The 12,549-nt window shown below is 49.0% G+C and carries 12 protein-coding genes; 6 read left to right on the forward strand and 6 right to left on the reverse strand.

Annotated elements, in window-relative coordinates:
* The first annotated feature begins 304 nt into the window (after positions 1 to 304).
* Genes tsaD through EHSB41UT_RS00295 form a run of 3 tightly spaced genes read left to right on the forward strand, consistent with a single transcriptional unit; the run spans position 305 to position 2,193 of the window.
* Positions 305 to 1,327, forward strand: coding sequence for a tRNA (adenosine(37)-N6)-threonylcarbamoyltransferase complex transferase subunit TsaD (gene tsaD, locus EHSB41UT_RS00285; RefSeq protein ID WP_087105768.1), 1,023 nt, complete (start codon positions 305 to 307; stop codon positions 1,325 to 1,327).
* 36 nt (positions 1,328 to 1,363) lie between these two features.
* Positions 1,364 to 1,735 carry a dihydroneopterin aldolase gene (gene folB, locus EHSB41UT_RS00290; protein ID WP_133060329.1) on the forward strand — a complete coding sequence of 124 codons (372 nt, stop codon included), beginning with the start codon at positions 1,364 to 1,366 and terminating at the stop codon, positions 1,733 to 1,735.
* Positions 1,732 to 2,193: a 2-amino-4-hydroxy-6-hydroxymethyldihydropteridine diphosphokinase gene (locus EHSB41UT_RS00295; RefSeq protein ID WP_087105772.1), complete on the forward strand. Its 462-nt coding sequence runs from the start codon at positions 1,732 to 1,734 to the stop codon at positions 2,191 to 2,193. The genes folB and EHSB41UT_RS00295 overlap by 4 nt, the downstream gene beginning before the upstream one ends.
* Here the strand turns inward: EHSB41UT_RS00295 and EHSB41UT_RS00300 are convergent.
* The 3 genes from EHSB41UT_RS00300 to EHSB41UT_RS00310 form a co-directional block, all read right to left on the reverse strand.
* Entirely contained in the window at positions 2,180 to 3,289 is a 1,110-nt protein-coding gene (locus EHSB41UT_RS00300) for a multifunctional CCA addition/repair protein (RefSeq protein ID WP_087105774.1), read from the reverse strand. The two genes, EHSB41UT_RS00295 and EHSB41UT_RS00300, sit on opposite strands and share 14 nt — an antisense overlap.
* A 124-nt stretch (positions 3,290 to 3,413) precedes the next feature.
* On the reverse strand, positions 3,414 to 5,123 hold the full coding sequence (pilB, locus tag EHSB41UT_RS00305; RefSeq protein WP_087105776.1) for a type IV-A pilus assembly ATPase PilB: 1,710 nt from the start codon (positions 5,121 to 5,123) through the stop codon (positions 3,414 to 3,416).
* Positions 5,124 to 5,202: 79 nt separating this feature from the next.
* A complete protein-coding gene (locus EHSB41UT_RS00310) occupies positions 5,203 to 5,649 on the reverse strand; it encodes a hypothetical protein (protein WP_087105778.1) in 447 nt (148 codons plus the stop codon).
* A gap of 269 nt (positions 5,650 to 5,918) precedes the next feature.
* Between EHSB41UT_RS00310 and EHSB41UT_RS00315 the strand changes: the two genes are divergently transcribed.
* The 3 genes from EHSB41UT_RS00315 to EHSB41UT_RS00325 all read left to right on the forward strand — a co-directional run bounded on the left by EHSB41UT_RS00315 (position 5,919) and on the right by EHSB41UT_RS00325 (position 8,807).
* Complete coding sequence (locus tag EHSB41UT_RS00315) at positions 5,919 to 6,395, forward strand: pilin (protein ID WP_087105780.1); 477 nt, start codon at positions 5,919 to 5,921, stop codon at positions 6,393 to 6,395.
* The gene (locus EHSB41UT_RS00320) at positions 6,395 to 8,275 is read left to right on the forward strand and encodes an O-antigen ligase family protein (protein ID WP_087105782.1); all 1,881 of its coding nucleotides are present in this window, start codon (positions 6,395 to 6,397) and stop codon (positions 8,273 to 8,275) included. Before EHSB41UT_RS00315 ends, EHSB41UT_RS00320 begins: the two co-directional genes overlap by 1 nt.
* A 73-nt stretch (positions 8,276 to 8,348) precedes the next feature.
* A complete protein-coding gene (locus EHSB41UT_RS00325; RefSeq protein WP_087106841.1) occupies positions 8,349 to 8,807 on the forward strand; it encodes a pilin in 459 nt (152 codons plus the stop codon).
* 2 nt (positions 8,808 to 8,809) lie between these two features.
* Here EHSB41UT_RS00325 and EHSB41UT_RS00330 read toward each other — a convergent pair whose 3' ends face one another.
* The 3 genes from EHSB41UT_RS00330 to nadC form a co-directional block, all read right to left on the reverse strand.
* Entirely contained in the window at positions 8,810 to 10,492 is a 1,683-nt protein-coding gene (locus EHSB41UT_RS00330) for a hypothetical protein (RefSeq protein WP_087105784.1), read from the reverse strand.
* 59 nt (positions 10,493 to 10,551) lie between these two features.
* A complete protein-coding gene (galE, locus tag EHSB41UT_RS00335) occupies positions 10,552 to 11,574 on the reverse strand; it encodes a UDP-glucose 4-epimerase GalE (protein ID WP_087105785.1) in 1,023 nt (340 codons plus the stop codon).
* 80 nt (positions 11,575 to 11,654) lie between these two features.
* Positions 11,655 to 12,527, reverse strand: a complete 873-nt coding sequence (nadC, locus tag EHSB41UT_RS00340) for a carboxylating nicotinate-nucleotide diphosphorylase (protein ID WP_087105787.1) — start codon at positions 12,525 to 12,527, stop codon at positions 11,655 to 11,657.
* Positions 12,528 to 12,549: the final 22 nt, after the last annotated feature.

Below are 12,549 nucleotides of genomic sequence, written 5' to 3' on the forward strand. Positions count from 1 at the left end.
TAGCCGCTAATATGAACAGCCATAAAATACGGCTTTGTAAAATACCCATCAGGGTAGACGGGTATTTACAAGGGTGCGAATTTTAGAGGGCGGGCGTGATCGGGTCAATAGCAGTCTGTCAAGTGGATCTGACAGATTTGGTAGGGAGTGCTGGCGAGCCGGCGGTTGTAACCGAATTTCTGCCCCCTCTGAATGGGTAACTGTAACGGGGTTCCGGTGAGTAGAAACAGCCCGGTAACGGTGTACTCAACCATCTCGCCGCTATATTATTGGCCGCCCACCTGAACTGAGTAGCTCTGCCCCCATGAAAGTACTTGGCATCGAAACTTCCTGCGATGAGACCGGTATCGCCCTCTATGATAGCGAACACGGCCTGCTTGCTGATGCTCTGTATAGCCAGATTGATATGCACAATGACTATGGCGGTGTTGTGCCTGAACTGGCGTCCCGGGATCATGTGCGTCGGGTGCTGCCGCTGATTGAGCAGGTTATGGAGAAGGCTGGCTGCTCCCGTGAGGATGTGGACGCTATCGCCTATACCCGCGGCCCTGGTCTGATCGGTGCTCTGATGGTGGGCTCTTCTATCGCCAAATCCATAGCCTGGGCCTGGGATATTCCCGTTATGGGGGTTCACCATATGGAAGGCCATCTTCTGGCGCCGATGCTGGAAGAAAACCCGCCTCAGTTCCCGTTTGTCGCGCTGCTGGTCTCTGGCGGTCATACCCAGCTGGTGGAAGTAAAAGGTATTGGTCAGTATCAGCTGCTGGGTGAGTCTGTGGATGATGCAGCCGGTGAAGCCTTTGATAAGGCGGCCATGATGCTGGGGCTGGACTATCCCGGTGGCCCGCGCGTGGCTGCTCTGGCGGAACAAGGCGTGAGTGGACGATTCAAGTTCCCGCGCCCGATGACGGATCGCCCAGGTCTGGATTTCAGCTTCAGTGGCCTGAAGACTTTCACTCTCAATACTGTTCAGGCCCATGGTGGTAAAGAATGTGATGATCAGACCCGTGCTGATATTGCCCGCGCTTTTGAAGATGCCGTGGTGGAGACTCTCGCTATCAAGTGTCGCCGCGCTCTTCGCCAGACTGGAATGAAGCAGCTAATCATCGCTGGTGGTGTGAGTGCGAATAAGCGGTTGCGCGCTCGTCTGGAAGAGATGGTACAGGGCGAAAAGGCTTCGTTATACTATGCGCGTCCGGCATTCTGTACCGATAATGGCGCGATGATCGCTTACGCGGGTTGTCAGCGTTTGCTGGCGGGCCAAACCGATATGGAAGGCATTCGTCCTTTGCCGCGTTGGCCAATGGCGGATTTGCTCCCCCTCTGAGTGGGCAGTCGTTTCACTTTTTATTCTGAGGCTTTTATGGATAAGGTTCTGATCAATGATCTGTATGTAGAAACTGTGATTGGTTTCTACCACTGGGAGCATGAAGAGCCGCAGCCGCTGATTATTGATCTTGAGCTGGGAACGGATTTCAGTGATGCCTTTGTCAGCGATGATCTGGGCGATGCCATGAACTATGCCGAGATCCGCAGGCAGGTTAAAGAGCTTTGTCAGGAAAGCCGTTTTCATCTTCTGGAACGTCTGGCTGGTGCTATCGTTATGCACCTTTTCTCCGAGTTCCCGGTGAATGATGTTCGCCTGAAGATTCGTAAGCCCCATGCACTACGTGATGCTGTGGCAGGTATCGAAACCTACCGCACTCGTGAACAGATGGGAATCTCCCTGCCATGACCTTTCGTTACCTCCTGGGATTGGGAAGTAACGAGTCAGCAGAACAGCACATCACGGCCATGATTGAAGCCTTGCTGGTGGAGTTTGGCGTGATGTGTGTCAGCCCGGTCTGTCAAACGCCATGCGCTAAAGGTGAAGGGCGTGACTATCTAAATGCTGTCGTTTACCTGAAAAGTACACTTTCTCCTCCGGAAGTCAGAACGCTCTGTAAATCCATAGAGTCCAGTCTTGGACGTATACGCCCTTCCTCAGCCGTAACGGCAGATATTGATCTTTTGTATAGCTGGGATTCAGGGGATAGGGATTCTTATCCTGTCGTGGCTGAAGCGTATCTTCAGCCGCTGATCGACAGTGTTTTGGGTAAGACGACGGTGGGTTCCGTGTTGAATACCGTATCGCTCAACCTCAATAATGGCTTGGAGTTTGGGGCGTGTGTGGCAGAGCTTAAAGCTGCCTGATCGCTTCGATACGGGCATTGTTAAGTGCGTCCGCTAGTTCTTTTCCTTTCAGGCCCTGCTGCAGGAAGTCCTGCACATTGAGAGCTTTGCACGCAGCAAGGCTCTTATTCAAATACTCTTTCCATGAATGATTGTGACCGGCCGCTTGAGCGAGAATTTCGCAGGCATCCAGAATCTGCTCGAAACGTTCAGGGCGGCGGAAGCCGTCTGTCTGTTGCAGCAGAGTCAGACTTTCTTCTGCTGTCAGAGTATCCTGACCCCAAAAAGACAGAACCTTCTCGCAAATAATGGCCACGCCTTTGAATTGTACCGGGATCTTCATCCGCTGGCAGAGCTTGGCCAGTTTCTGTTCAGGAGTCTCGGCAACTGTCGCGCAGGCAAAACGAACGACTGTGTCTTTTGACTCTATTGCAGCCACTTGAAGAGCCGAGCTGTTGAGCGACGGTGTAGATTTATAGAGCGCACAAACTTCCGGCATCACAACTTGCAATGCTCCGACCTGATAGAGAACCTGAAAATAAATTTCAGGGTTCTTGCTATCCAGTGCTCTGGTGGTCTCCTGCCAGACCCGCTCTGCAACCAGCCAGTCAGCTTCGCCTTCCGAGACCATTTCTTGCATCAGTGATAGAGTTTCCTCTGCCACAGTAAATCCAAGCTCATAAAAGCGTGCGGCAAAACGAGCGACGCGAAGGATGCGTAGAGGATCTTCCCGGAAGGCAGGAGAGACATGGCGCAGAATGCGTTGTTGAAGATCTTGCTGACCTTGATAGGGATCAATCAGCTGACCTTGTTCATCTTCGGCGATCGCGTTGATGGTGAGATCACGGCGCAGCAGATCATCTTCGACAGAAATATCCGGGCTGGTATGGAAGACAAAGCCACTGTAACCATGGCCGGATTTTCGCTCTGTGCGCGCTAAAGCGTATTCTTCATTGCTTTTTGGGTGGAGAAAGACAGGGAAGTCTTGCCCTACAGGGCGAAAACCTTTTCGAGTCATATCTTCAGGTGTGGCACCTGTGACCATCCAGTCTCGATCTTTGACTGGCAGGCCAAGCAATTTGTCACGGACGGCACCGCCCACCAGATAGGTTTTCATGCAAGAGATTCCAGAGGCTTCTTTAGACAATAGCTGTTTTAGACAATAACTGTGCTTGGGAATGGTATCACGAGAGGGGAAGTTTACAGGCAGCTGGTGGAGCAGCTGCCTGTAAGTACGAAGATTAATCCAAGGTTACCCGGTTCACTTCCTCAAGACTGGTGACGCCTTGCAAAGCTTTTAGTAAGCCAGACTGGCGCAGATTACGGAACCCTTCCTTCTGAGCCTGTTCGGAGATTTGGATAGAGTTGCCTTCTTCCATAATGATGCGTTGCATCCCAGGAGTGATCTTTACAACTTCATAGATACCCACCCGACCTTTGTAACCGCCGTTGCACTTGTCACAACCTTTTGGCTCATGGCCGTAAATAGCAGCTCCTTCGGCCTGCTCTTCAGAGAAACCCTGTTGGAGCAGCGCTTCTTTAGGGATATCCAGTTTCTTCTTGCAGTTTGGGCACAAACGGCGCGCCAGACGCTGAGCGATAATCAGGTTGACGGAGGTTGCCAGGTTAAAGGAGGCCACACCCATGTTGAGCATACGGGTCAGGGTTTCTGCAGCACTATTGGTGTGCAGAGTGGACATAACCATGTGACCGGTCTGGGCAGCCTTGATCGCAATATTGGCTGTTTCCAGATCCCGGATCTCACCCACCATGATGATATCCGGATCCTGACGCAGGAAGGCCCGCAGTGCCTGGGAGAAGTCCATGCCCTGCTTGGGGTTTACGTTAACCTGGTTAATACCCTCAAGGTTAATTTCCACCGGGTCTTCCGCAGTCGAAATGTTTCGCTCGATAGTGTTCAGGATATTGAGACCGGTATACAGGGATACGGTCTTACCAGAACCGGTCGGACCAGTCACCAGAATCATGCCTTGAGGTTGTTCCAGAGCCTCAAGATACATGGCTTTCTGATCTTCCTCGTAACCCAGGGCATCAATACCCATCTTGGCGCTGGAAGGGTCAAGAATGCGCAGTACGATCTTCTCACCCCACAAGGTCGGCAGGGTGTTGACCCGGAAATCGATAGCCTTGGTTTTGGACAGCTTCATCTTGATACGGCCATCCTGAGGCTTTCGACGCTCGGAGATGTCCATGGAGGACATAATCTTCAAACGTGAAGAAATCTTGGGTGCCAGACCAATAGGTGGTTGGGCCGCAACCTGCATCACGCCATCGATACGGAAGCGAACCCTATAGCTCTTTTCGTAAGGTTCAAAGTGAAGATCCGAGGCTCCGAGCTTGATGGCTGAAAGCAACATCTTGTTCACGAACTTTACGACTGGCGCATCATCGGTGGCATCAGTTGTAACAGCGCCTTCGTCAGCATCCTCATCGACGGCTTCTACATCAAGACCGTCCAGCTCTTCATCGTCGAGATCACCAAGGTCCTGATCGCTTGAGTCGAGAAACTTGTCGATGGCAGCGGTCAGTTTGTCCTCTTCCACAAGGATGGCTTCGACGTTCAGGCCGCTGTGAAAACGCACCTCTTCGATGGCTTTCTCATTGGTTGGGTCTGATACGCCGACGAACAGACGATTTCCTCTTTTGAAGAGAGGGAAGCAGCGGTTGCTGCGAATCAACTTCTCGCTGATAGCTGTACGAGGGATGTGCTCGTGATCCAGAGCTTCAATATTGAAGAGCGGGATTCCAAACAGCTCGGAGTTGATTTTGGCAATGCTATAGCTGCTGACCAGACCGTTCTGCACTACATAGGAAGTGAATGCGACACGTTCTTTCTGAGCCGATTTGACCGCATCCTGTGCGGCTTCCTGGTCAATAAGGCCGTCTGCAATCAGTTTGCGGGCCAGACCGGAAAGAGGAATTTCTGCCATAAATATTATTTATGCGTACATGTTATTTAGTGAGTGATGATACCTTTTGTAGGTAGACATCGCTATGAATCAGCGCAACTTATTGGATACGCACGCTTTGTGATATCAGCTCCGGCTGTAATGCACCTTCTACCCGAAAGCTTTGCAACGTCATGCCATGTTCATACTGGCTTTCGTAGTACAGCTCGATGGGCAGAGTGCCTGATACCAGCAGGGTGCGAAAATCCACAGTCCACTGCAGAAGCTTATGGCTCTGGTAGTTGCCCAGTTGCTCTGAGGTCAGCTCCCGGTAGTAGTCGGCTTCCTTGTTTGCCCGTAAAACCGCGATATGGCTTGTAGCCAGAGAAAAGATTGCAGGTTTGCTACTGGCGATATTTTGTAGTGAGAAAAGGGCTATGCCTTCGTGAGAATCTTTAATCTTTCCAAGAAGAAAAAGTGAAAGTAATACCGTGATGGCGGTGTAAATAATGGCTCGAATGATAAAAATGGTCACCTTCTTCAGTGGGAGGTCATTTATTAATGTCATTTCGAGCATCCTGGCAGGTTTTGATTATTAAAGTCTCGGCACTGCTGCGGATGGTGGGTAATAACAAATAGAAATCAAAAGCCTATTATTTATCGCGAACCTTACTCGACGGCTTTGTTTTAACTCCCTAAAGAAATAGCCAGTGCAGGCGACAGACAACTTAGGAATGTAAGGATGGTCTGGCGCGTGATTTGCTGCTTTGTAGTGTGCGACATGTGCCAGGCAGGATGCCTTGGTTAAGTTGGCAACATCGTATCAGGGAGAGCGCGATGAAAGATTTAAAGAGAAGTAAGCAGCAGGGTTTTACCCTGATCGAACTGATGATCGTTGTTGCGATTATCGGGATTTTGGCCGCAGTAGCGATACCGGCTTATCAGGATTACACCAAACGGGCTCATGTGTCTGAGGGGTTGAACCTGGCGGCGGGTGCTAAAGCCGGTATTGCAGAATATTATTCCTCAACAGGTACATGGCCAAGTGATAACAGCACTGCAGGTGTGGCAGCATCAATCAGTGGCAATGCTGTAAGCAGCATTACAGTGAGTCGAGGCACTAGTGCGGCCGTATGTGGGGGGAGTATTACTTCTTGCGGTGTAATTCAAGTTGAATACGACACAGAGGTTGACTCAACAAATAAATATCTCAACCTTGTTGCTACTGATGAAAATGGTGCAATTACTTGGAATTGTACTCAGCCGGCAACTAATCCAGTACCTGACAATTTTCTACCAGCTAATTGTCGCTAATGTTTGATATGCTAAATAAAGAAAAAAAGAGCTTGTTAAGCTCTTTTTTTCTATTTTCTTTTCTAACTGCAGGGCAGATCTATCTCGGTGAATCACCATTTTTTATTCTAATATTTTTTTTGGTATCAGTTAGTATATTTCTATATTTTGCATGTAGGCGATCAGGGGGGCTGCTTGCTTCCTATGCCGTGATCTCTGTTCTTTTACTGTATATTCTCTTAACTGTTTCGATGTCACCAATTGCGCCTGGGCATGCTGTTGTTATCTTGATTAGCCCTATTCTCTGCGCAATATATATCGGATTGAAAGACATAAAACTGAACTGGAAATTACTTTCTTTTTCATTTTTGATCGCTTTTTTAATCTCCGCTATTGTCTCATGGATTCAATATCTTGAGAGCTTTGACCGTGTTGCAGGTACGATTATTGATCCCAATAATTTTGCAGCAATTATGTATGTAAGCAGCCTTCTATTATTGAGCTTTCATCGAACAAATCTGATAACGGTTGCCCTTCAGTTTCTTTTTTTATTTGCTATGTTTGCCACATTCTCTCGCAGTGGTATAGCAGCTTGGGTACTGGCTGTTATTGGTTATGGGATAGCCATCCTGCGCCTTGCACCCGAGCGAAAAAATCAGCTTGCTTCTTATCTCCTTATTGCTCTTGTGGCTTATGCAGCAGTGAAGATTGTGCCTTTACTCTTTGGCTATGAGTCAGTCTCACGACACTTTCAGGATATGCATAATCTCAATGCTCGCTGGCCGATGTGGGTTTCCACTTGGGAGTTAATAAAAGAAGCACCATGGCTGGGGCATGGTTTTGGTTCTTTTGCCGTTCTTTATCCTTCGGTCAGAACCGAATTTGCCAGCGCAGGTTTGGTTGCCCATAACGATTATCTTCAGCTTTGGCTGGAAGGCGGTATTCTTGTTTTTGGACTGTTTGTCAGCTGGATGTTGTTTCATCTCCGGTTGTTGTTCAGATTGCTGATTCTAAAACAAGGTGCAGGGGATAAGCGTAAAATCGAACTGGCATTACTGCTAATTATTAATCTGGCACTGTTCTCTCAGGCAACCTTTAATTTTGTTTTTTATAATCTCTACCTCAATATTACTGCTTGGCTGCTTTTTGGTCGTATCTATTGGCTGGCCATGCGAAGCGGGCTTATTCGTCTGTTAAAACGTTCAAAATACAATCGGGCTTTGGGGGCGTTAACCTCGGTAGTGTTATTGCTTTTTACTGGAAATCTGATGCTGGTAGAGAGTGCCAACGCTATTTATGGTAGCTATGAAAACAAGCCACAGTACTTTCAAAAACTGGCTCAGGATCAAGAGCTTCTTGCCTGGTATTTGAGAGTTGATCCTGATAATACCCAGGCGTCTGAGGTGTATATCAAGAAGTTGCTTGCCGCTATTCCCGGTTTGGAGCCGAAACAAAGAGAAAAAGCTTTTGAGCTGGCATGGGAGCAGATTTCTCGCATGCAGGAACGGTATCCATCCCTGCCCAGATTTCATGTTCTGGCTGGTGATTTGCTGGCAGAGGCCAAGCGCCACAAAATAGCAGAAGTGTCTGCCAATCTGGCGGTGGGGCATTGGTTGCAGGCTCTGGAAGTACATCCCGGATATATCCCTGCGCATTTAAGAGTTTCTCAATATATAGAGTCAGAGAAAGGGAAGCAGGCAGCATTGGATTATTTGTTAGGCAAGCAACTGATTTGGCTGAATATCACTTCATGGCCAAAGGCTGAGGTCTATTGGTTGGAGGCTCAACGTCTGGCTGAGGCTGTTGATCCTGAAAAGGCTGAGAAAATAGATATTCTTATCCATCAGAGTCGGGAAAAAATCAAAGCACTATCGCCGCTAAGGCGTTACTACAAAGGCTAGCTATCATGTCAGACTGTAAAGCTGTAGCGTCTCGTGTCGATGGTTATTAAAAGCACCTGTCTGGACTTGGGATATGGCCAATAGAAGATCAAAGCGTGGTTTTACTTTGCTGGAAATCATGATCGTCATTGGCGTTATTGGCATTCTTGCCGCTATCGCCATACCTGCCTACCAGCGTTATACCACTCGTGCCAAAGTCGCTGAGATCATAACGATTATGTCGGAGATGAAAGCTTCAGTCTCTCAGTGTATCCAGTCTCGTGGCAATGTCAGTGATTGCAGTGCGGCCAATTCCGATATTGATGAAACGGCTAAAGCGGGTAGTAGCCGATTTATCTCATCAGTTTCAATTACGGCTGGTGTTATTCGGATTGATCCAGACTGGTCCGAATTAGGTGACAGCGGTGTCAATGGCTATATTCAGTTAACGCCCACTCTTGCTGGAAGTACGATTTGGAACTGCCAGTACCGGGATGTTCTCCCTTCAATCGTGCAGTATCTGCCTTCTAACTGTCGGAATGCTGCTCCTTAAAGTTATTTCATTAATTGCTGTGCTAACGCAGTGATCTCAGGGCTATGGATATAGTCGTGCATCATCTGAGCCTTATTGCTTGAGCAGCCTAACCAGTCCTGAATTTGCTCTGGTGAAGTTTTAAAAACAGCACTCCAATTTCGCGCTTTTTCAGCAAGTTTATCGGCTCGCTTTTGACCGATTTCCGGAATACCTAATGCCCTCAGCGATTGCGCCAAAGAGAGCTGTGGTTCTTTAAGAATATCCAGAGCGGGTTGTGGTAACTCATCTTCAGTGAGGGTGAATAGATCCGCTAGCGTATGAATTTTTCCTTCTTCGATAAGTGTTTGGATATCTCTTTTATCCACAGACGGCATATCAAGGCCGTTGTTTCCAATAAGCCACAAGACCCGAGACAAAAACTGTTCCTTGCACTCCGGGCTGTAGCGTAAACAGGTCATTCCATTAAACCTGTTTTGTGCCGGAACCGTCGTATGATGTCTGTGCTCAGGGCGATTGAGTACTTTGCCATGCACGGGTGTTGCTGCACCTTTTAGAGACACAGAGATGGTGTCGTGAATGGCTATATCCTGAGAGGAGAAGTATTCCTCTGGCCCGATATTAACGCGGGTTATGGTTATTCCGTTCACAGTGACAGGCTCTACTTCAACAATCACTGTAACCTGTCCGGTTCGACCGATTGTCCAGGTAATATCTTTAATGGATGTTGCTTTGGTTGTGGACGGAAATTTCCAGGCGATGGCCCAGTAAGGCGTGCCATCAAGATGTCCGAGCCGCTGCTGAATAGTCGTACTGCCGAGTTTCAGCACAATCCCATCCATCGGAATATCTTCCATCCTGTTTTTGAGGCTGTATTGGTTTCTCAAGCTGGCGACATCATAGAGATCCTTTACCGGGTGAGTAGATGCTGTGATGTTGTTAAAGCCCCACTCCTCAAGCTCCAGGTTATTACCTTGAATATTGCCCAAGGGGCTTTTAACCCAATGCCATGGGAAGAACTTTAAATATTTCAGCTCTTTTATAGATGGACTGCCTCTGTTGACCAGTCCAGCCACATAATGGCGTGCGGAAGCAGAGCCTTTAGCATGCTCATTACTGGTTAGCGCATACAGTTCACCATGTAGAACAATCTCAGCGAGGTTGTTGGGGAGCTGTTTGGGAATGGTGGAGATAGCTGGAATCAAGGGCATCAAATCAATCCCTTTTCCGGAACGCCGTTGTCCACGTGTCAGTGCCTGAACCAGTTTTCCGTAACGGTAAACCAGTTCGATGGCGATACCATCAATCTTGGGTTGTAGGATGACGGGAGACCCCAAGCGTCTGGCATTATCGAGAAAGGCTTCAATATCATCCGGACCATCGGCTTTGCTGAGGCTGCCCATTGGGTAACGATGATTTTGATCTAATGGTGGCGTGGATGCTGTTTGAGTGAGTCCCAGGCAGCGCTCAAGAAGACGTTGTCGGCGGGTAAGAGCATCATACTCTTCATCAGTTATAACCGGACGCCCATCTTCATAGAGATCATTATGATGGTTTATGGAATTGAGAAGAGTGCTCAGTTCCTGCTGGAGGGTATCTCTGGAGCTATCTCTGAAACTATCCGGGCACGAGTCCGCTCTGGCACTCGTGATCAGGAGTAAAGATAGAAGCAGGATTGGGATAAATTGTCGGAACAACAAACGCATGAAAAGGCTCCCTGCCGATAGAATAAAACCGGCAGGAAGCGGGTCATCCTTGCTACCGGTTACTCTTTACCATAGCCATTAGGATTGGAGGACTGCCAGCGCCAAGTATCTACCATCATTTCATCCAGACCTTTCTCAGCTCTCCAGCCGAGCTCCTGGGCGGCAAGTGAAGCATCGGCCCAGCATTCGGCAATGTCGCCAGGGCGGCGTGCAACCACTTCATAAGGAACAGGTTGGCCGGATGCGTTTTCAAAAGCTGCGACCATCTGCAAAACACTGTGCCCCTGACCAACACCCAGGTTCCAGGCTTTCAGACCGCAGCCAGTGCTGAGCTTCTTGATGGCACATACATGCCCTTTGGCCAGATCGACAACGTGGATATAGTCGCGCACGCCGGTACCATCGATGGTTGGGTAGTCGCCACCAAAGACCGATAGCTTTTCCCGCTTACCGATAGCCACCTGGCTGATATAAGGCATCAGGTTATTTGGGATATCGTTCGGGTCTTCACCGATCATGCCGGAGCTGTGTGCGCCAGCCGGATTGAAATAGCGCAGCAGGGCAATATTCCAGCGGTTATCTGACTTGTAGAGGTCGCCAAGAATCTCTTCGACCATCAGCTTGGAGCGGCCATAAGGATTGGTGGCAGAGAGAGGGAAGTCTTCACGAATCGGCAGGCTGGCAGGGTCGCCATAAACGGTTGCTGAAGAGCTGAACACAATATTAAACACGCCGTGCAGTGCCATCTCTTCACAAAGGATGGTCGTGCCACTGACGTTATTATCATAATATTTCAATGGAATCTGGCAGGATTCACCCACAGCTTTCAGACCGGCAAAGTGAATAACCGACTCAAAGGCATACTTATTAAACAACTCTTTGAGAATGGTGCGGTCACGAATATCACCTTCAACAAACGTGACGGCTTTGCCGGTAATTGTTTCTACGCGCTTTAGAGCTTCCGGTGAGCTGTTGCAGAGATTATCCAGAACAACCACGTCATAGCCGCCCTCAAGCAGCTCAATACAGGTGTGGCTGCCAATGTAGCCGGCACCGCCAGTCACCAGGATTGTGGAAGACATACGTAACTCCTGATTGAAAACGTTTGCAATCGCTTTAAGGGCGCATTATGCACCGGTCTAACGGAGAAAGGCACGCTGATTTATGCCGGTTTCTCCATGGTCAGGCGCATGGACAGGTCAATGGCTTTGCAGTCTTTGGTCAGGGTGCCAATGGAAATGTAATCGACTCCGGTTTCTGCAATCGCTCGTAACGTACTGTCGGTGATGCCGCCAGAAGCCTCGAGTTTGGCCTGATGGGCAGGATTGGCTTTATTAATCGCAACCGCTGTAGCCATATCATCCAGAGAGAAATTATCGAGCATAATAATATCGGCCTGACTCTTTAGAGCGATATCAAACTCAGCCAGAGATTCGACTTCGACTTCGACAGGCTTACCAGGGTGCAGAGTTCTGGCTGTTGTTACAGATTCCGCAATACCGCCACAGGCCGCAATATGATTTTCCTTAATCAGGAATGCATCGTAGAGCCCGACGCGATGGTTATGGCAACCACCTGTTTTGACCGCAAATTTCTGGGCGCGTCGCAGGCCCGGAATGGTTTTTCGGGTATCCAGAAGCTTCACTCCTGTACCCTCGACGAGGTGAGCATATTCAGCACAGCGGGTTGATGTGCCGGAAAGCAGCTGTAAGAAGTTAAGAGCGGTGCGCTCGCCGGTTAGCAGAGCTCTGGCCGGGCCTTTGAGGGTAAAGAGTACGGTGTTGGCAGCTGCGTTATCACCATCCTGTACATGCCACTCCACAGAGACTCTGGCATCAACCTGCTGGAACACTTCATTGACCCACAGACGGCCACAGATTACACCGTCATCCCGGGTGATTATCCGGGCTTCGGCCATAGTCTCTGCAGGGATCAGTTCTGCGGTGATATCGCCACTGCCAATATCTTCAGCCAGTGCCTGGCGAACATCTTCAGTGATGACTAACTCAATATCAGGCTGCTGCCAGGAGGACATCCGAAACCTCTGTCTTTCTATC

Origin of the sequence: Parendozoicomonas haliclonae, assembly GCF_900174585.1 — a bacterium.
Lineage (GTDB): Bacteria > Pseudomonadota > Gammaproteobacteria > Pseudomonadales > Endozoicomonadaceae > Sansalvadorimonas > Sansalvadorimonas haliclonae.